The organism is Flectobacillus sp., assembly GCF_049240685.1.
Classification (GTDB): Bacteria; Bacteroidota; Bacteroidia; order Cytophagales; family Spirosomataceae; genus Flectobacillus.
Window position 1 is genome coordinate 19,873 of the sequence record NZ_JBMLSD010000017.1, and the last position, 20,169, is coordinate 40,041.

Genomic DNA, 20,169 nt, shown 5'->3' on the forward strand with positions numbered 1-20,169 from the left:
TTACTACTAAATTTTAGTCGTTTGCCAGTATTTTTCTATTTCTTCTAAAGTCTTGCCCTTGGTTTCTGGAATACGCTTGATACTGAGCCATAGAGCTGGTAAACACATTCCTGCAAAAATCCAAAAAGTAACTGATGGACCTAATGCTTCACTTTTTAACATGATTGGCGTGAGCTGTCCCACAAAAAAATTCCCTATCCATAAAGACAATGTGGCTAATGAAACCGCCTCTGCACGAATATTTGTGGGAAAAATTTCGCTAATAATGATAAAACATACAGGACCAAACGAGAAAGCAAAACTGGCAATAAAGACTAGAATAGCTCCCAAAATCCAATATCCCTGTGTATAATTCAATGAGAAGAGTATACCAATGAATAAAAGGGCTAAAAACGCCAGCAATACACCCCAAGTAAGCAAAGGTTTTCGGCCCCATTTATCAACCTTGAATATGGCAATGAAAGTGAAAAGTACATTGACAATACCAATAGTTACTTGTCCACCAAATGCGTCGCCAAGGGTAAAACCTGCCTTGTCAAGAATAGAGGGTCCGTAGTATATCACGGCGTTGATACCCGAAACTTGACTCAAAAATGGTAACGTCAAACCAATTAGTAAAGGTCGTTGATAACTTGGCGAAAAAAGTTCTTTTAAAATACCTTTGTGTTTTGTGACCGATTGTTGAATTTGATTTACTTCGTTTTGAGCATTGTCAAAATCTATCTTTTGTAAAATATGTTTTGCCGCTCCTATTTTATTTTGTTGAATCAACCACCGAGGCGACTCTGGTACAAATACCAAGCCTGTACAAAATAATAGACTTGGCAATAAACCAATGCCAATCATAGCACGCCAACAGTTGTCAACTAATACAAATTGTAACCAACCCGTAAAATGGCTCGTTTGGGCGATTTTCAGTAAATAAGCATTAGAAAAATAAGCAGCTAAGATACCAATGGTAATCGCCAGCTGGTACAGTGCCACCATTGTACCTCGAAAGTGAGCAGGAGCTGTTTCAGAAATATATAAAGGACAAATCATAGAGGCTACGCCAATACCAATGCCACCAATCAAACGATAGCTAATGAGTTCGTAAGTACCCATGGCAAACATAGACCCAACAGCAGAAAGGAAGAAAAGCCCTGCCGAAATCACCATTACCATCTTGCGTCCAATTTTATCGCTTAATTTCCCCGAAATAATCACACCAACGATACAGCCAAAAATAGCCGAACTTACAAACCAGCCTTCCATAACGGCATCGAAATCAAATTGTTTGACTACAAAAGGAAGTGCTCCTGATATTACAGCCGTGTCGAAACCAAATAAAAAACCTCCGATGGCTGCAATAAAGCATATCAAAAAAACATAGTAACGATGATGATGGGGAGTCGAATAAATTTCCATAGTTTTATAGATTTTAGAGGTTGTTATTTGATAAAAGCCTGAATTACTTTTGCTTCGGTACTTCCCAAATTGGTGATTTTATAATACTTTACAGCAGCAGGAACAACAATGGTTTCGGCATAATGATACTTCGCCGAATAGCCAGTATCAGTTTCTAACAGAATTGCTTCGCCTTCTACCAACATCATAATATGACATTGTTGATTGGTTGGAAGACTAATTTGACAGGTAAATTCTAACCTATTGATGGCATAAAAATGTTGCTCGTGTGTAGATAAGCGCACGATTTGCCCATCCTCCAATTGTGAAAGAATGGTTTCTTTAGCGATTAATTCATGCTCAACACGCTCGCCTTTTCTGGAAAAATCTAAATTATTAAAAGCATGCTCAATATTGATAGGTCGAGGCTGACCTGCTAAGTCAAGGCGTAACCAATCGTACATTTTAAAGGTAAAAATGTAGGGTGTCGCACTGATTTCCAATACCATATTGTTTTCTCCAGCACTATGGACTGTTCCGTTAGGTATCAAAAACAAATCATGTTTTTTAGCATCAAAAGCCCTTACATACTTTTCAATATCTACAGGAATACTATTTTCGACACTATTTTCAAGGACGGTCCTAAACTCGTCGGCTTGAATATCATTCTGAAACCCTAAAAATACTTTTGCCTCGGGTTTGGCATCCAAAATATAATAGGTTTCATCTTGGGTTATGGTTTCCCCAAAATGTTCTTGGATATAGGCCAAGGACGGGTGACATTGGATAGATAAATTGCCTCCTTGGAATGTATCCAAAAAATCAAAACGTATGGGAAATTCTGTTCCAAAGCGAGCCGCATCTTTTCCTAAAACACCCTCAGACTGCTGTTCCATAAGCCAATCAAATGATACTTCTAATAGCTTTTGGTCGCTTTCAAATACCAAACCGTTCTCGGGTACAATCAATTCAAATGACCATGCGTAATTGATTTCCTGCGTATTGATTTGTTCAAAATGGTTTTTCATCCATTGGCCGCCCCAAGCACCTGCTTCAAACCAAGGTCTTACTCTGATAGATTGTTGAGTCAGTTGTTTCAAGCCCTGTTGTAATTCTTGAAAAAATATCCAATTGGTATCATATCGCCATTGTCCATCTGCCACAATTTCAATTCTTTCTGTAATATTTTGTCTGTGTGAATTACAAACCACCCAGTCTACAAAATAAAAGCGTTTGTACATCTGCACGGGGTTTTCAGGTTTTAGATTTCCCAAATTGGCAATATGACCCGCACGCATTCGGTACTGTATTTCGTTTTTGGGAAGGTCGAAATACACTATTTTACCCTTACCAAACAAAGCTGAGCCTGTACCAATTACAATGGTTAAATCTACATTTTGTTGCTCCGAAACCCTTGATTTGTATTGCTCTACCTCAAAGAAGTCGCTTATTGACAAATGTGTTTTTTTGCCCCAAACTGAGTCATTTTCACCCATAAACGGACTTACTATTTGTGAGATGATTTCTTCACTTTTGAAAAAATCAGCTGTTTGAATCCATTGAACACCAATTCCAACCTCTTGGAAATAAGTATTTAAGCTCTGTTGAATATAAAGCCAATCATTACCAATATAGCCATCTATACAGATACTTTTATGAGCCATCATCCATTGAGCGAGAGATTGGTATCCTTCGAAAATTTTACCCTCGCCCAGCCTATGAAATGGATACATATTGTAAGTATCTTCGGGTATTTGTAGTTGGCTTAACGTTTGAGGTAAAAGGGCTTGTGAACTTTTCCTCCAAGGCTTTGGCGGAGAGTCCATCAGGGATGCAGCACCCTTAATTGCTGATAATTCCATAAATTCTGATATTTTAAGAGGTATTTTATGTATTGCTAATGCTTGTTGGAGTGGAGTAGTAAAGAGCGAAGCAGATTTACAGATATTTCCACCAATTACTACACATTTTGCCCCAAACTTGACTATCCAAGGCATTAGGACTTCTTTTAGGTTTTGACCATATTCCTCAAAAACTTGTTTGGCAACTTTATCTTGGATTAAGGCAAGCTTTGCGATGGGCAAAACCGCCGAAAATTCATTTCCAGTAAGTTGAGTATAACGCTTTATTAACCATTGAGCTGACAGGTAATCTTCTGCAATGCCATCGGCAAAAGTGACATTATACAAATAGCCATTTTGAGGGATATTTTCACTATGCTTTACTACAGCTTGTTTTTCGATAAAAGTACTTCCCAGGCCAGTTCCCAGAGTAATAGCCAAAACTTTTTCATAAACCATCATTTCAGGTGTTAGGCTTTCGCCAATACCAAAACAAGTAGCGTCATTTTCAAAAAGAATAGAACAGTTAGGAGACAAGGCTAATTGTTCGCGAAGGATATTGACAATATTTAGTCCATACAAGACCTCATACTTATTTACGCCTTTCATCCAACAAACACCTGTTTTGTAATCGAATGGACCAGGTATTGCTATCGTTATACCTATCAAATTTTCTTTTGGAATAGCAGCTAATGTGGTCTTGAGTGTATTTGTCCAGATGTCTATAATTGTTTTTGCTTCAGCATTTTGATGTATTGAAGCTCTTTGTAAACTGGTATCAAGTACGACTTTTGACGAAGCATCGACTAAGGCTGCTGAAATATGTGAGCCTCCAATGTCTGCGGATAAAATATATTGATTGTTCGAATGTTCGTACATATTAAAATATAAATTTTTTTTAAGAAGACTTTTTAATATCAATCGAATAAGTAAATTTATCCGAACGGTAATATCCTACATTAAACTCAATAGGGCGATTCCCTGGGTCATAAACGTGTCTTTCACGATACAAAACAGGTTCATTTGTTGAAATTTGCAGCATTGGTGCTATTTCAGAAGCCAAAATTGCTTTAATATTTTCGCTAGAACGCACTACTTTTACACCATACTTGGCTTCGAGCATACTGTATAAGGGTATTTCGAAGTCTTCCTCCTTAGTTAAGCCTATGCGTGGATGAAAGTAGCTTTCAAAATAAACAATAGGGTCGTTATCTGTTCCTTTCAACTTGGATAATTTAAGTACTTCACGGCCTTCGTTGATATTAAAAAATAAGGCAATTTTAGGACTAGCGTGAACAAACTCAGCTTTGACAAACAGATTGTTTACCACAATTCCTCGCTCTTTCATTTCTTGGGTAAAGCTATACCAATGATCTAGTGAGGTTTCTAGTACTTTTTGTGGAGCAGCGGTGGTGCCTACACCTTTTTTTCGTTTTAATAGGCCTTCATGCTCCAATTTGTTTGTAGCCTGTCGAATTGTGCTTCGAGATACACCCAATTGATTTGCCAATTCGATTTCTTTTGGCAACAACGCACCATTGGCATATTCAGGTAATGTGAGCAGATTTCTAATCAAATCCTCTACCTGTACATGCAAGGGTAATCTACTATTATGGTCTATCTGAAAGTTCATATTTTATATGTTCGTACAAACGTACAAAATAAAGATAAATAATCCTTGAAGATTTTAATAAATTTATGAAAGCCCACTCTGTAGTCTGAAAACTAGAACGGGCTTTTCTAATATTTGTATTTTAACCTATTTATTCAGAATACTTTTAACTGGTCGCCCAATCCAAACTTGTGGGGTTTTAAGTTTGAAGAGCATGGCGATAGTTGCCGCGGTATCGAAGGTCATGATACTTTCAGTAATCTCATGATTTGCACGAATACCCTTTCCAGCAATAATCCAAGGGATTTGCATTTCTTGCATCGAAATCGAACCATGTCCTTTATTGATTCCACCGTGATCGGCTGTAAAAATGATGACGGTTTTATCAGCAATTCCAGCCTCTTGAATACTTTTCAGAATTGTACCGATATGCGTATCAGTTCTTTCGACAGATTGATAATACTCTGGTGTGGCGTGCCCAACACCGTGTCCGACGCTATCCACATCGTGCAAATGAATAAACAGAAAATTAGGTTTCTTTTCTTTGATATATTGTACGGCTGCTTTGGTGGTGGCTATATCGCCATCGCAATTTTGATCCTTGTTTACAGCCTGCTTTGGGAACAAATACCCGATACCGCTCCATTCGTAAATTGCACCAATTTCACTTGTTGGCTTTGCTTTTCGTAGCAAACTATATACTGTAGGAAACATTCCGTATTCATCTAATACACGGGCAGGTAAATCGGGTGATTTACTTCCCCAAGTGGTATAACCATGCAGCTCTGGCCCTGCACCCATCACCATAGATGCCCAGTTTGGTGCACTTGATGATGGTAATACCGACCGAGCTTGCATAGTCCAAGAGCCTTCTTGCATAAGTTTTCGAAGATTAGGAGCCTTTACACTTTTGAAAGCATAAGCCCCCAAACCATCGACGCCTATTAGAATTACATGCTCAATGGGTTTTTGTGAAAAGCTATTTTGTGCTAGTAGGAGGCTTAATAGAAAGCCTAAGATTTTTTTTAATGAGAAATTCACTTTAAAGCTAATTTGTGGAGCGAATAGAGCAATGCTAAGTCAGTACTGTACGATGATATATAGAAACCATTGATTTCGGATGTTGGGCTTCGAAAATGTAAGCTTATATTTTTTGAAAAATTAAAGTTAAATAGGAAGACGTTATTAAGTATTAGTGCAAAATTATATTTAAGTTTTTTAGTTTAGGGACAAGGCAACAGGCACAGAGTGTTAAAATGTTTTTATTAACCACAGCCATGCTTTTTTCCAAAGCACACCGCCGAAAGCTAATACCTGAATGCCTTAGGCACAACAATTAAATTCAATTTTGCCCACTAACTTTATATTTTTTTATTTTAAAATATTCATAATCATCTGGTTATTTAAAATTGAACCTCAGATAACCTATTTATTTAATCTTTCCTGCAACTTATTTTATGTAATTCCGAAATCAGAAATCCCCAATTTTAAATAGTTTGAAAACCATAGTACAGTTTCTGTTTTGAATTGTTAAGGTAAACTTTCAATGATTTGCATTTTTCTCTTGAAACTCTATTTCGCTCCAGTTTAAAACAATTGTATTTGGCAACAGACACTAGGCAAGCACAGCTTTGAGCTTTCTGCCATGAGTATTCAGTAAAACGTATCTACCGTGACTAAAAGACAATTTACCACTCTTTGCCTTGTGCCTGTTGCCTTGTGCCTTCAACACAAAACTTAAATCTAATTTTGCGCACTTACTTACCACTGTTTAATGGATTTAATAGAAATGTTCGATATAACGATTTTCTAAGGTACCATCTTCATACAGTTTTAGAATGGCATAACCTGGTGCTGTTTCTTGATAGTAGTAAGGTTTAGCAGAATTTGCATCTCCTTTTTCCCACCAAAACCCGCTCATAGCACCATTACAGAAATACTGAACGCCATTAAAAACATTACTATCAAGTAAGTGTTGATGGCCTGACAAGCATACTTTTACTTTTTCTTTATGTTTGTAAAAAAGTTTTCTCAGAGCAACATTATCACTGTGTGTGCCACCAGCCCAAGCGCCCGTTACCGACAGAATGGGGAAATGAGACATAAGTAAAGCAAAATGCCCTTTCGGAACCGCTTCTAGGCCTTTTTCGAGCCAAGTCATCTGCTCTGGGTCTAACGAAACACCTTTATTATTACCATCCAAGATAAAAAAAAGCCAGTTTTTCTTTGAAAAGCTGTAATAGCGATGAGGCATTCCTAAGCGTTTGGCAGCATAATTGACCCCATACATTTCATCCTCTTTGGATGGGGCATGCCACCAGGGGTCATGATTACCCACACAACTATGCAATTCGTATTGCTCAATTACCTTGATGCTCTCATCCCAAGCACTCCATTGGTCAAGCATTTTTTCACGAGTAACGTCACTGTAATCTGCTGCAAAAATAGAGTCACCACTATTTAGGAAAAAATCCACTTTGTGTGTCATTACTTCCTTCAAACACTTCTGGAAACGCTCAGGGGCATTATCTCGGCGACGAAGATGAACGTCGGTTATATGACCAATAGTCAATATTGGCTTGGCTTTGGAACGCAAACTTTGATTTGCCTGTGCCTCCTTAGTAGTAGCTCCAATAGTGCTTGCTGCCAAAGAGCTACTAACAAGAAAATCTCTTCTTTTCATTAGTTTACCAACCTGCTGGTTGAGTTAAGTTTTTGTTTAAAATAATTTGTTGTTGTGGTATTGGGAAATTATAATATTTATTTTCATCAAATACTCTAGGGATTGCTTTATCCTTCGTAAACATGATATTACCAGAAGTACCATTGCTCAAATAAAAGCTTCCATCAGAAAGGTAATATTTTACAATTTTACTTTTAATATCTGCTGGTAAAGTTGCCAATGGCTCTTCTTTTCCGGGAGCTTCCAAAATAGCAATATCTTCTTTTCCATCACCTGTTACGTCTATTCCTCCTAATTTAGCCACATACATTCCAGAGGAAGCTTTAGCCAATAAATTTCCTGTTTTCCAACGATATAGGTCATCAAAACGGAAGCCCTCACAAGCTAACTCTACTCTTCTTTCACGACGGATTTCTAAAATAACTCCTTTATTATTGCCAGATACATTTGGGTATTTGTTGGCTAAATAGGTATCTGGGTTAGCATTGGCATTACTCAAATTCAAGTCTGGCATACCTACTCTTTTGCGAAGTAGGTTTACAGTTTTGTCCAAATCTCCTTGTGTTAATTGTCCTAATTCTGCTTTTGCTTCTGCATAAATTAATAGCGGTTCGGCCAATCGAAAAATAGGAAGGTCGGTATAGTTGAGTCCCCAACCACCGCGCAAAGCTGGATCACGCGGATAAAATTTGATTTGTAAATATCCTCCAAAACTTGGCTTTGGTAAATAGGGGCTTGTTCCTGGAATAGTAGTAAAACCTGGAGGCATAATGGTTTCGGCTAGTCGAGGGTCGCGATTGGCAAAAGATTCTACAAAACCTAATTTATCATAATTGCTTTTTGAAGTAAATGTGGTACCATCGCTATTCAAGAAATCATTTGCAAGGTCCTGACTCAAAGCCCATTGCCAGTCTAATACCACGTGAGTATTATTAGTGATTCCATCATCCTTACTATTCTTATTGAGCATAATGACTTCTTTATTGGAAGATAAATTGTTACTCGAAAAGAGGTTTCTAAAATCTACGGCGCCATTTCCTGTGTTTGTTAATGAAAAACCACCTTTTTCCATCACTTCTTGTGCGGCGCTAGCAGCACGTGTAAGGAATCTGTTTGACGTACTTTTCAAATTTAGTTCATCATGATACAAACGGTATGTTCCTTCATGTAAAGAGATACGTGCCAGTAATGTCAGTGCCGCCCATTTTGTCACCATGGTATTATTGGTTCTTGAGGGCAGAATATTAGCTGAGGCATATTCCAAATCGTTCATGATTGAATCGACCACCATAGTACGTGGATCTTTGGCTTTATAGAGTAATTGCTCATCATTTGAAGCGAGTACGGTCGAATACCAAGGTACATCGCCATATCTTTTTACCAAATCATAGTAGAGCATTGCTCGGAAGAATCTTCCAACACCGATATAATGTTTGATAAGTGAAGGGTCGCCAGAGGCTTTTCCAGCACGGGTAAGAAAAAAATTAACTCGACGTATGGTACCCCAAGAATTCCAGCCTCCTACCGTAGCAGGTGTAAGCGATCCTCTAATCAAATTTTCGGTATCGCTACCTCCTGTATAAACAGAAAGATTATCTGAGTAAATATCGTCCCAACGTGCGCCAATCGATCCATAAAAACCGTTGGTATAGGTTTCCAAATCAGCAACATTTGCAAAAAAAGTATCTTCAGTAATAGCAGTTTGCGGTTTGCGGTCGAGAAAATCGTCTTTACATGCTACGCATAAAGACAATAAAAAGAGTAGTGAAATTTTAAGATTTTTCATTATCAAAAGCGCTAAAATTAGAAGTTTAGATTTAATCCAAATGCATAAGTACGCTGGAAAGGATATACCGCATTAGCCGTGCTACCACTGCCTAAAGTTTCAGGGTCTAATTTTACTTTGGTATAGGTTATTTCAAAAATATTTTCTGTGCTTACAAACAGCCTCACTTTATCAACCTTTGCCTTTTTCAACAAAGAAGAAGGTAGGGTGTAGCCAAGAGTAATATTTTTGACTCTCATATACGCGGCATTTTGCAAATATTTGGTATTGGGTAATGACAACTGTTCACCAGAGTTCTCGGCGGTATATGCACGAATAGCAGGAAAATAAGCATTTGGATTTTCAGGAGTCCAATGGTCTAAGTTTTGTACTGTTACGTTTGTCCAAGGTTGGGCAAATACTCCCCAAAAATACACGTTAGAAGCATCTGGATACCAGTCTCGCTTACCAACTCCTTGTAAAAATACTCGTAGGTCAAAACCTTTCCATGCGGCACTCATGTCCATTCCAAATGTATAGCGAGGGCGACTATTACCAATTTTATACAAATCGCCTGGGTCGTCTACGGTTCTTTGACCTTTGTTTACGATACCATCTTTATTTCTATCTGCAAAAATCGGGTCACCAACAAAGAATTGGTAAGATTGCTCGGCTGCTCCCATTGCTTTTTGGTCAGGGCTATTTTTGAGTTGGTCCTGATTTTGGAAGTAGCCAATGATATCGGCTCCCCAAATTTCACCTATTTCTTGTCCTTCATAATATTGGTTTAACAACTTATTGGGGTTATCAAAGCGAGTAATATAACTACGACTATCGGCCAAATTAAAAGCTAAATTATATTGAAATGGCGATTTTCCTAAATTGAACTGGTCTCTCCAACCAAGTCTGAACTCCCAACCTGTTGTTTTCAAATCACCAGCATTTTCTCTGGGTACATTAGTGCCAAAAACCGCTGGTAGGGCTTTTCCCGGAATAAGCATGTCGTTGGTATAACGAGTAAACTTATCAAAATTTACTTGTAGACGATTGCTCATAAAGGCTAAATCTACACCAAAGTTGACCGTTGCAATATTTTCCCATGAAAAATTTCCAGAAACTGCTCCTGGGGCATTCACAGCCATAGGACGAGATGTGCCCAGTATTTGTGAAACTTGAGACGAAGCCATACTTGGAATATAGTCATACTCGCCCACCGAAGCTTGGTTGCCTAATATTCCATAAGAACCTCTTAGTTTCAACAAGCTGATAAAATTGTTTGAATTGATATTACGAATAAACGCTTCGTCTGAAACCACCCATCCCGCAGAAACTGAAGGAAAGAATCCCCATCTTTTACCTTCAGGAAAGCGTGATGTACCATCGTATCTGCCATTCAGTTCTAATAAATATCTATTCTTAAAATCGTAACCCAATCTGTAGAATAGGCCTCTTACGGCCCAATCACTTATAGATTCGGAGGTAGTCATGGTGCCAGTACTCAATCCGACAGAGGGCAGCGAGGTAGAAATAATGTTGTTGCGTGACATACTCGCCGAGCTACTCTTGCGATATTCTTGGTTGAAGCCCATCAAGGTATTGACTGAATGTTTTCCCCAATTTTTGTGAAAATCTGCATAAAAATTAAGTACTGTATATTCTGTATTCCCATTGATGTTTTGTGCCCAACTAGTAGTAGAGCCAGCATTGGCAACTGGGCTGTTTGGCCCAGTTTTGTAAGGAATTGGAATATCAAATGCACGTGTTAAACTTGCGCCTCTTCTGTAGGTAGCTTCACCTTTGATATCAAGGATGTCCTTAATGACATTGGCTTTTATGCCAAAACTACTCTGAATTTCGGACAAAGATGAATTTGAGCGACCACCGTCTTGTAGGCGACCTAATAGCCCAGCACCAGCATTTGTCCAAGAACCATCAGGATTTTTGGGAATATCCAAAGAGTTTGTTCGATTTACATTCCAGAAGAAGTTGCCATCGATAAATACAGGAGAGTCATAGTTTGTTATAGTAATTTGTGTGTTGTTACTAAAACTCAACCATCTGGTGAGATTCATGTCTACTTTGCCACGAAGATTGTATCTTTTATAAACATCGTTTCCGTATTTCAATAAACCATCTTGCTGATAATAATCTCCTGAAAAATAATAGCCTATACCTTCTGTTTTCTTTGAAATCGAGAAATTAGTATTATAGGTTGGCGCTGATGATTGGTAGGCTTCTTTAATCCAATCTGTGTTGCCATAATATGCCCAATTGGCTTGATTGGTTGGATTTAATATAGCTGCAGGTAAGCTCAAATCCTCTGAACGCTTTTTGGCATAAACTCTTAGCGCATCTGGATACAAATTATACAAAGGAACCGCCGCCTGATGTTTTGTAACCATAACCAAGTAAGGGTCTGTTACTAAATCTGGCATTTTTCCTATTGTTCTAAATCCTACGTTTGAGTTTACACTTACATTTACTTTTTTGCTTTGTGGAGTTTTCGTAGTGATGAGAACTACACCAAAAGCTGCCCTCGCACCATAGATTGCAGCCGCTGAGGCATCTTTCAAAACGGTGACGCTTTCTACATCAGTTGGGTTTATTCTTGATACTTCTGCTGCTGTAAACGGAACGTTGTCAACCAATACCAACGGTTCTCCTCCATTGAGGCTCGTGATACCTCGTATATTGAAGGTAGATGCGGCACTTGCTCTACCACTGGGATTGGCGATATTTAGATTGGGAATAAGACCTTGTAAACCCGCTGTGACATTGCTGAGTGGGCGGCTCTCCAATTGTTTGGAACTTACCGCATCTACGGCTCCTGTCATATTTATTTTCTTCTGAGTACCAAATCCTACTACTACTACTTCTCCTAGTGAATTATTCTCAGAGATTAATTGGATACTTAGAAAAGTTTGATTGCCAATCGCAATTTTTTGAGATTGATAACCCACGTGAGAAATTATTAATTGAGATTTTTCAGGAACTACTAAAGAAAACTTTCCATTTTCATCACTTACAGTGCCAATGATTAAACCATCTACTTTTATGCTGGCACCTGCCAATGGTTCATTTTGCTCGTTCGTGACTTGCCCCTTAATACTTCTATCTTTTGAATTAAAGTGAACTTCTGATTCTTTCAAAGCCTTGGAGAATCCCGTAGTCGCACACAATAAAACCGTCGTAATTGTTATATACGAAAGCATTAACCATCGCCCCGAAATTGGACACTGGCTAATAAATCTGGTAAACGTAGTCATAGTTCAGATTTATGTTGAAAGTTTAGATTTGAAAACTCTTGATTGATTTAATAGACACTTTTTTAGAAAATTGAGTAATAATTGATTCTGACAGATACTGGCTTAGCTAAGATTATCTCGAAAGCAAATTTAGTAAAATATTGTTTACTAATACTAAACTTATTGTTATTTTTTTGTGTTTTTATGTGAATTATTATTAATATTTTATTAATGTGAATTAAATATTAGGGTGTACTGCATTTTCGGAATAAGATGCAAAGCTCTGGGTATCAAGCCATAGGCATTGAGCAATAATTTACTCAAGAAACAAATTATACTGTTTCAAAATGTCCACAGCCGACCACCTAATACCAATGAATTAGCATTTATTTGACCAAAACTTAGGTAGTTTTAGTGAAATTTTAATGAAACGATAATATATATACGTAATTGTCTATGCAAGATTTTAAAGAATGATTTTTATTTTTTTTTTAATGTAGGGAGATAGAACAATCAGAAATAGTTGGAGTAGTTAGGTAAACCCAAGTCGATACCTTTACATGAAGTTTTTGTGGAGATAATCCTACAAACTCTGTTTTTTACCTTTAATGTGCATAGTTCGCTTGTCTAAAATTTCTACGATTGTCCAAATAGGATTTTTGTACGGAACTTAATTTGCATTGCTAAAGGCATCATATACGGGTTTGCCTATCCAATTATGTGGCTGTGGTAATTTCAGTAGTTTAGCAATTGTAGCAGCTGTATCAAATGTCATGATACTAGTGTTTATTTCATGATTTTTCTTGATGCTAGGCCCTGAAATAATCCAAGGAATCTGCATTTCTTCCATTGTAATACCTCCATGGCCTTTATTGATGCCGCCGTGGTCTGCTGTAAAAATAATAACGGTTTTATCTGCTATTCCCGCCATTTTGATACTGTTGATTATCTCGCCGATATATTCGTCTAACTTTTCAACTGATTGATAATATTCGATTGTAGCATGACCGATTGAATGTCCTACATGGTCTACTTCTCCGAAATGCACAAATAAGAAATTAGGCTTTTTGTTTTTGATATAATCAACTGTAGTAAGAGAAGTGATACTGTCACCTTCACAGTTTTGCTCGTAATTCACTGCTTTTTTGGGGAATAAGTACCCAATGCCATCCCATTCATAAACTACCCCTATTTCAGATTTGGGTTTATTCTTGCGTAAAGTTCCGTAAATATTCGGGAACATACCGTATTCGTCTAGTTCTCTACTAGGTAAATCTGGTTTTTGACTACCCCAAGTTGTATAACCGTGTAATTCTGGCCCTACACCCATAACCATCGAAGCCCAGTTGGGCGCACTCGACGAAGGTAGTACCGAGCGTGCCTGCATCGTCCAGCTTCCTTGCTTCATCAAATTTCTAATGTTAGGAGTTTTAACATTTTTGAAAGCATATGCTCCCAATCCGTCTACGCCGATAAGTATAACATGTTCGACTCTTTTTTGTGCATTGATGCCTTGAAAACTACATAGAGCAATTAAAGCCACAATTAATGATAGCGATTTAAACATGATTAATGTAAGTTAATTGATTGTTTTAGTAATAATATTTGATTGATAATGAGGTATTTGATGTGAATATACAAAACTTTTGTTTACAAATACTAAATATTATAATTTTTTTTAATTAAATGGTATTATATTGCCGATGCGCTTTCCAAACAGTAGAATAAAACCCTGAATTTTAAATCGTAGCATCAATAAATTGTAGATAATCTTATGCTTCCATTAACCAGAATAAGGATAAATTTTTACCTGTTTACATGAGACAACAGGTACAAGTCAAACAGTGTTAAATAGCATTTAAGTAAGGTTAGATATATTTTTCCAAATGCCCAAAACTGAAAGCCGTAGGCGTAAAAATTAAATTTAATTGTGTGCGCTAACTTAATAACTCAAAATGGCAAGATTGCTTTTGGAGTTTTGCACGAATGAAACTACAAGGATTTTAAAGTTTAATATTGTAGAGTGTGTTAGTAATTAAATATTTGGTATTATTGTCGCATGGAAGGATTTTTTATTTTAGAAGTTGGCCGTCGTATAAAACAAAGAAGGCTTGAAAAAAGAATGACTGTGCAAGAGCTTGCAGATAAGTCAGAGATTAGTAAAGGTTTGGTTTCTCAAATTGAAAATGGGCGAACTATTCCATCTTTACCAGTAATGTTTTCTATAATTCATTCTTTGGAGATGGAGTTAAGTGAGTTTTTCCAAGGCTTCAATCCTATGGAACCTACGATTTTGGTCAATAGAAAAACTGATTACCAAAAGTTTGAAAAAGAAGATGCCAAGGGATTTGACTACAAAAGAATTTTGATGAGGAGCTTGCCCGCTTGTACTATTGACATTGCACTGCTCGATTTGAGCAAAGATGCCTATCGTGAAGAAGTTACAACAGATGCCTATGAGTTTGTTTTTGTACTATCAGGCAAAACGGAGTATAGCGTAAATGGTCAAAAGTTTGTACTTGAAGAAGGCGACTCTATTTTTTTTGATGGAAGATTAGAACATGTACCCGTGAATACGTCAGGTCAAAATTGTCAATTATTTGTGATCTACTTTTTCGACCAAAAGAATTAAGTCCATGCAGATATTCAAGAATGATGAATCAAAACTTATCGGTCATGAGATTGATTCATCATTCTTTTTCATTTTGAGCCTTTGGAGAATCCAAACGTACACATATTCACAAATATGTAAAATATTATTATCGTATTCTAAAAAGTGACTTCCAAGAGATTATTAGGGCAGAAAACAAGCTAATTAGCACAATCATCAAAAAGATATTAGCAGAGTTTCCGGTTGTATCCAATATTTTTCCGAATAGAGGCTCACCCAATGCTGCAAATAAGTATCCGAACATATTCATTAGTCCAATGCCAGTTCCTGTTCTTTCGTGACCGAGCATTTCGGGACATAATGTCCAAAAATTGCTTTGTGGTCCATACACAAACAATCCTGCTAAAAACATGATGATACCCTGTAACAGAAAATGATGTATCGGGGTAAAGTAAATCGCCGAGGCAATTGCTGAACTCATTAGCATACCAAAACGTATCGAAGCTACCCGATTGCGTTTAAAGAAATTATCGGATAATGCACCAAAAACCAAAGCACCTACGGCCATTCCTAGCGGTAACAAGAACGTAAGCCAAAGGGATTTTGTGTTTTGTTTCCAGTCTTTTCCTAAATAGTGCACAGGTACCCAAAAGATAAAGCCATAACGAGCCATACTTTCAAAGGCAAATGCCAAAACCACCAACATAAAATCCCGATTTGATAATACTTTATGATAGCGGGTTTTCCAATTTTCTTTTATAATGACATCTGTATCTGCATTTTCCTCGAAATTTGGGTATCCTAAATCTGAAGGTTGATTTTTTGCAAAAATAAAGTAAATAGTTGCTGTGACGAAAAGTATTAATACAGGCAATCGGAATAACATCCTCCAGCTTTGTGTTTCTTGCAAGATATAAATACAAATCAAATAAGTAATCACAGATGAAAGTCCAGCCGCCATGGTGTAAAAACTGTAGGCTTTCCCTCTTTCGGAAGCATCCCACCAATTAGCAATCAATTTTCCTCCCGGAGCCCAGGCCATCGATTGAAAAAAACCATTGAGCGCCCATAGTACAAGCACCCATTCGATAGTCTCCACAAAACTAATCGCGATATTGGTTATAATTGAAAGATACGCACCCAAAGGCATTAATATTTTTGCACTATATTGGTCTGCCAAATTTCCATTTGCAAATTGACCTATGGCATAGCCTATCAACATCGAAAAGCTTATCCACCCTATAGTCGAATAAGGTACATGAAAGTGTTCGGACAACCCTCGAGCAGCCCAACCAAAGTTATGACGACCTGTGTAAAAAAATAAATAGCACACCATGGTCAAGAGGAGCATTTTCCATTGTTGATGACGAAAAGATTTAAACATACGTTTTTCAGTGATTTAGTCGTATTCCTACTCTAAGAGGTTTATGTTCAATAGCATACTCAAATGCTAAGTTAGCTTGTGATAAAGAAAATTCTCTACCAATAATTTTTGAAAAAGGAAACTGATTTACATTTCGTTTCATAAAATCTACTCCGTAACAAAAATCCTCGTGATTATAGTTGTGTAATCCTTTGATTGTAAGTAGATTCCTTACAATTCTTTCAGGGTTTAGTTGAAGGTTTCGAGTATTAAAAACAGCTCCAATCCAGACCGCTATGCCACCAATCCCTAAGCAAGACAATCCCGCTTCCATAGCATCTACAGCGCCACTCATATCGAAGGCTATATCGAATGAAAGTGGAGTTTCGACAGGATGCGTTGTTTGACTTCTAAGCATCAGTTGTTCAAAATCTAACGCTTCGGTAGCCCCAAACTCCAACGCTTGCTGAAGCCTTACAGGATTAATGTCTGCGGTAATGATTTCGGTAGCTCCTGCATCTTTACACATAGCCACACATACCATACCCAAGAGTCCAAGCCCCGTAATAAGAACCCTTTTTCCTTTGATGCCAGTCGATAATCTCAAAGCTCCTGCTACAGTAGCGACCGAACAGTTGAGCGTAGCGGCAATATCGATAGGTATGTTTTGTGGAACTTTCAAAACAGTGGTATTCTTTCTTAATATACAATATTCTGCTAAGCCGCCATGAAAGGCCTCGTGTTCTGTTACTTGTGCATGTCCGTATTTGAATAGGTTAGAAGACTTTTGGGGCATACCTTTCTCTGCTTCTACGGTATTGGGGTCGGATGAAAAAATACTCCAAGTGATGATATCTCCCACCATTAGAGGCTCTCCACGAAAATCATTTTGAGAGTGTAGATCCCCAAACTTGACAATTTCTCCTACTATTTCGTGACCCAAAACGGTTGGCGTCTTCTCATGTCTCAATCCACAATAAGTATGTATATCGCTTCCACAAAGTGTAGTATAAAGATTCTTGACCAAAATTTCATCAGGCGCAATTTCAGGAAGAACTCTTTCTTCGATTTGCATTTCTACGTTTGCACCATTAAAAACTAATATTTTGCCTAAATGCATAGTTATTTTTATTTATAGTTCAAGGAATAGTAGGTAATTCTGATTACTAAAAGCGCTTTAGTCTTTCATATATTTACTTTTAGCAGTAGTGTATGATTATCAAGATAACTTGTGTGTTTGTTTTCAGCATAATAGGTGCAGTACTATACCATCGAAACAATTTTTATCCTTACTTACCAGATTACCTGTAAAAACTAAGGATAGGAGATCAGAATCTAACTTTCGAAATGTTCGGCATTAGAAATTATTATCCATTTAAAAACCAAAACTATGATAAAATATCATGTATTCTTTGCTTGGCATATCCTGGCGAGGTGGTCATTCCCTTACCGCCTATACCTGTCGAAATGTATATTTTTTCTTCTATATCATATTCAAAAATTCCACCATGGGACGTTTGTGAATAATAACCAGCCCAATAGTGCTCGATTTGCCATGTTGGCAAGTGAACTATTCTTTTTGCTTCTTCCAAAATCAACTCATTTACCGACATATCGATGCTAAAGTCTAGTGTAGCAGCCTCGCGTACTGGTGCGTATTCGTGAGAATCTCCTATGATAATACGGCCATCTGGTGCTTGCTTGAAAAGTAGATGAATGCCTTTATCTTGATATATTTTCAATTCATTTGGTGTAGAAATCGTAAGGTAAGATGGACACGATTTAAAACTGTCGTATCGCCTAATACTTAATCCTGAAAGTAGGTTTCCAATGATTTTTACCTCTGGAATTGCCACGGTTGACATCATGTTGAGCTTACAAACGACTAACTCACTACTTTGAAATATTTCAGGATACAATGCATTAAAATCTCTTCCATTACAAATCGCCACTTTTTCTGAATGAAATATCTCGCCTTTAGCCGTAACTACCTGACAAATACTGTTCTTGATCAAACAATCAACTACTGTCGTATTATTCAAATATTCTAAAGCAAGAGTGTTGATGAGATACTGACGAACCTTGTGAACCATAAGACGTGGTTCGACCGAAAACTCTTGTGGAAAAAATAACGCTCCACGACAATACTGTTTTTTGATACTCGGATTTTTTTCAAGGCAAGTCGTTGCATTTAATAAACTTGAGCTGTAGCCTCTTTCTTGAAAAAGTAGATGAGCTTCTTCCAGTAAGCCAAGTTCATCTTCGTCGGATGCCAGATAATATGATCCATTTTTCCTAGCCGAAATATCGGTCTTTTCTTGTAACTCGGCATATATTTCAAGAGATTGACGACCATACTCAAACCATGTATCTAAAGCTTGTCCAGACGGAACCACCTGCCCAAAATTTCTCACTGTTGCTTCTACAGGTTCAAAATCTTTTTCGAGCATCAGCACTTTTTTTCCTGCCCTCAATGCATGATAAGCATGAAATGTACCTAAGTTACCCGCACCTATTATGATTAAATCATATTTTTTCATAACGCTAATAAATATACGCCGAAGATTAGTTTAGATATTTTTTTAGTTCAAGAATATTCGAGATTAACCCGTGGTTTTGGTATTCACTTAGTTGCGCTTCATTATGGGTTCCGTTGGTAACCCCTAACGAGTATTTTACTTTTGCTTTGATACCCGAAATCAAATCTGAAGGAGTGTCTCCAATATTGATTACTTCTTCTGGATTGTTTATTTGTAGCTTATTCATAGCATATTGAATCATATATGGCTCGGGTCTTCCTTTAAGTACCACTTCTGGCGTGACAGAAAGATTTATAATACTGTCATTATTGCCCATGTACTCATGATCAAGTCCTTCTAGCCAACCTAGTTTCCCCAAGATAATATCTGCTACTTCTCGATAAAAGCCTGTGGTCAAGGCTATTTTTATATTTTTTGATTTCAGTAAACTAAAAAGCTCAAGGCATCCATCAGTCGGATATATGGGATTGTCATGATAATGCTTTTCTAGGATTGTACAAAAAGCACTATACGATTCATCCACTTTCAGCTCTATGTCATCCTCATTCGACAGTTGCTCACGCCATAATAAATCAAATACATACCTCTTGGCATAACCCTGTAAAGCCAACACACGCTCGTCGCTAACAGAAAGTCCTGTTTGTTTTGCGGCCTTTACAAAGCAGGCCTCAACTTCATGCTGGTCTTTTACGGTTGTACCAGCCATGTCGAATATAACTAATTTTATAGAACTCATTTTATTAATTTTTGATGTAAATGGGACTGAAGTTTGGACATCCTCAAAAGATGTTTGTGATACAAATATATAAACAAATGTTTAATATTGATAAACTTTTGTTTAGAAAGTTTTTGCATAACAATTAGTTAATATTTGCTTAATATTTCATTCTACAAAATGGATGAATCTAAAGTAATTCTGCAAAATCAATGTGTTTAGGCAACAGGCAACTAGTGTTAAAATGTTTTTTAGTAGCAATAGATATGTTTTAGCTTTAAGCTTTCAGGTATCGGCTTTCGGCGGTGGGCTATGGCAAAAATGCATGTCCGTGGTCGTTAAAAATATTTTAGCACTCTTTGCCTTGTGCCTGTTGCCTTGTCCCTAAAACACAAAACTTAAATATAA

The 20,169-nt window shown here is 37.3% G+C and carries 13 protein-coding genes; 1 reads left to right on the plus strand and 12 read right to left on the minus strand.

What is annotated here, in order from left to right; genetic code table 11:
- Positions 1 to 6: 6 nt before the first annotated feature.
- The 8 genes from ACOVQ4_RS00845 to ACOVQ4_RS00880 all read right to left on the minus strand — a co-directional run bounded on the left by ACOVQ4_RS00845 (position 7) and on the right by ACOVQ4_RS00880 (position 14,099).
- A complete protein-coding gene (locus tag ACOVQ4_RS00845) occupies positions 7 to 1,434 on the minus strand; it encodes a sugar porter family MFS transporter (RefSeq protein WP_421818798.1) in 1,428 nt (475 codons plus the stop codon).
- Positions 1,431 to 4,106 carry an ROK family protein gene (locus tag ACOVQ4_RS00850; protein ID WP_421818786.1) on the minus strand — a complete coding sequence of 892 codons (2,676 nt, stop codon included), beginning with the start codon at positions 4,104 to 4,106 and terminating at the stop codon, positions 1,431 to 1,433. Before ACOVQ4_RS00850 ends, ACOVQ4_RS00845 begins: the two co-directional genes overlap by 4 nt.
- A 19-nt stretch (positions 4,107 to 4,125) precedes the next feature.
- Positions 4,126 to 4,860, minus strand: coding sequence for a GntR family transcriptional regulator (locus ACOVQ4_RS00855; RefSeq protein WP_421818787.1), 735 nt, complete (start codon positions 4,858 to 4,860; stop codon positions 4,126 to 4,128).
- 126 nt (positions 4,861 to 4,986) lie between these two features.
- Positions 4,987 to 5,880 (minus strand): alkaline phosphatase, encoded by an 894-nt coding sequence (locus tag ACOVQ4_RS00860; protein ID WP_421818788.1) that lies wholly within the window; start codon positions 5,878 to 5,880, stop codon positions 4,987 to 4,989.
- 739 nt (positions 5,881 to 6,619) lie between these two features.
- The gene (locus tag ACOVQ4_RS00865) at positions 6,620 to 7,522 is read right to left on the minus strand and encodes a metallophosphoesterase family protein (protein ID WP_421818789.1); all 903 of its coding nucleotides are present in this window, start codon (positions 7,520 to 7,522) and stop codon (positions 6,620 to 6,622) included.
- A 4-nt stretch (positions 7,523 to 7,526) separates the two neighbouring features.
- Positions 7,527 to 9,308 carry a RagB/SusD family nutrient uptake outer membrane protein gene (locus ACOVQ4_RS00870; protein ID WP_421818790.1) on the minus strand — a complete coding sequence of 594 codons (1,782 nt, stop codon included), beginning with the start codon at positions 9,306 to 9,308 and terminating at the stop codon, positions 7,527 to 7,529.
- Positions 9,309 to 9,325: 17 nt separating this feature from the next.
- Positions 9,326 to 12,553 (minus strand): SusC/RagA family TonB-linked outer membrane protein, encoded by a 3,228-nt coding sequence (locus tag ACOVQ4_RS00875; protein ID WP_421818791.1) that lies wholly within the window; start codon positions 12,551 to 12,553, stop codon positions 9,326 to 9,328.
- A 649-nt stretch (positions 12,554 to 13,202) separates the two neighbouring features.
- Positions 13,203 to 14,099, minus strand: a complete 897-nt coding sequence (locus ACOVQ4_RS00880) for an alkaline phosphatase (protein WP_421818792.1) — start codon at positions 14,097 to 14,099, stop codon at positions 13,203 to 13,205.
- A gap of 492 nt (positions 14,100 to 14,591) precedes the next feature.
- Here ACOVQ4_RS00880 and ACOVQ4_RS00885 point away from each other — a divergent pair, with 492 nt between their 5' ends.
- A complete protein-coding gene (locus ACOVQ4_RS00885) occupies positions 14,592 to 15,164 on the plus strand; it encodes an XRE family transcriptional regulator (RefSeq protein ID WP_421818793.1) in 573 nt (190 codons plus the stop codon).
- Positions 15,165 to 15,291: 127 nt separating this feature from the next.
- Here ACOVQ4_RS00885 and ACOVQ4_RS00890 read toward each other — a convergent pair whose 3' ends face one another.
- The 4 genes from ACOVQ4_RS00890 to ACOVQ4_RS00905 form a co-directional block, all read right to left on the minus strand.
- Entirely contained in the window at positions 15,292 to 16,527 is a 1,236-nt protein-coding gene (locus ACOVQ4_RS00890) for an MFS transporter (RefSeq protein ID WP_421818794.1), read from the minus strand.
- Between the two features lie 7 nt (positions 16,528 to 16,534).
- The gene (locus ACOVQ4_RS00895; protein WP_421818795.1) at positions 16,535 to 17,626 is read right to left on the minus strand and encodes a zinc-binding dehydrogenase; all 1,092 of its coding nucleotides are present in this window, start codon (positions 17,624 to 17,626) and stop codon (positions 16,535 to 16,537) included.
- A gap of 268 nt (positions 17,627 to 17,894) precedes the next feature.
- The gene (locus tag ACOVQ4_RS00900) at positions 17,895 to 19,046 is read right to left on the minus strand and encodes a TIGR03364 family FAD-dependent oxidoreductase (RefSeq protein WP_421818796.1); all 1,152 of its coding nucleotides are present in this window, start codon (positions 19,044 to 19,046) and stop codon (positions 17,895 to 17,897) included.
- Between the two features lie 25 nt (positions 19,047 to 19,071).
- A complete protein-coding gene (locus ACOVQ4_RS00905) occupies positions 19,072 to 19,782 on the minus strand; it encodes an HAD family hydrolase (RefSeq protein ID WP_421818797.1) in 711 nt (236 codons plus the stop codon).
- Positions 19,783 to 20,169 lie beyond the last annotated feature (387 nt).

Excerpts from the sequence above, each read along its gene's own strand:
- ACOVQ4_RS00850 (WP_421818786.1), bottom strand. The coding sequence starts at position 4,106 with ATGTACGAACATTCGAACAATCAATATATTTTATCCGCAGACATTGGA.
- ACOVQ4_RS00855 (WP_421818787.1), bottom strand. The coding sequence starts at position 4,860 with ATGAACTTTCAGATAGACCATAATAGTAGATTACCCTTGCATGTACAG.
- ACOVQ4_RS00865 (WP_421818789.1), bottom strand. The coding sequence starts at position 7,522 with ATGAAAAGAAGAGATTTTCTTGTTAGTAGCTCTTTGGCAGCAAGCACT.
- ACOVQ4_RS00870 (WP_421818790.1), bottom strand. The coding sequence starts at position 9,308 with ATGAAAAATCTTAAAATTTCACTACTCTTTTTATTGTCTTTATGCGTA.
- ACOVQ4_RS00875 (WP_421818791.1), bottom strand. The coding sequence starts at position 12,553 with ATGACTACGTTTACCAGATTTATTAGCCAGTGTCCAATTTCGGGGCGA.
- ACOVQ4_RS00880 (WP_421818792.1), bottom strand. The coding sequence starts at position 14,099 with ATGTTTAAATCGCTATCATTAATTGTGGCTTTAATTGCTCTATGTAGT.
- ACOVQ4_RS00885 (WP_421818793.1), top strand. The coding sequence starts at position 14,592 with ATGGAAGGATTTTTTATTTTAGAAGTTGGCCGTCGTATAAAACAAAGA.
- ACOVQ4_RS00890 (WP_421818794.1), bottom strand. The coding sequence starts at position 16,527 with ATGTTTAAATCTTTTCGTCATCAACAATGGAAAATGCTCCTCTTGACC.
- ACOVQ4_RS00895 (WP_421818795.1), bottom strand. The coding sequence starts at position 17,626 with ATGCATTTAGGCAAAATATTAGTTTTTAATGGTGCAAACGTAGAAATG.
- ACOVQ4_RS00900 (WP_421818796.1), bottom strand. The coding sequence starts at position 19,046 with ATGAAAAAATATGATTTAATCATAATAGGTGCGGGTAACTTAGGTACA.
- ACOVQ4_RS00905 (WP_421818797.1), bottom strand. The coding sequence starts at position 19,782 with ATGAGTTCTATAAAATTAGTTATATTCGACATGGCTGGTACAACCGTA.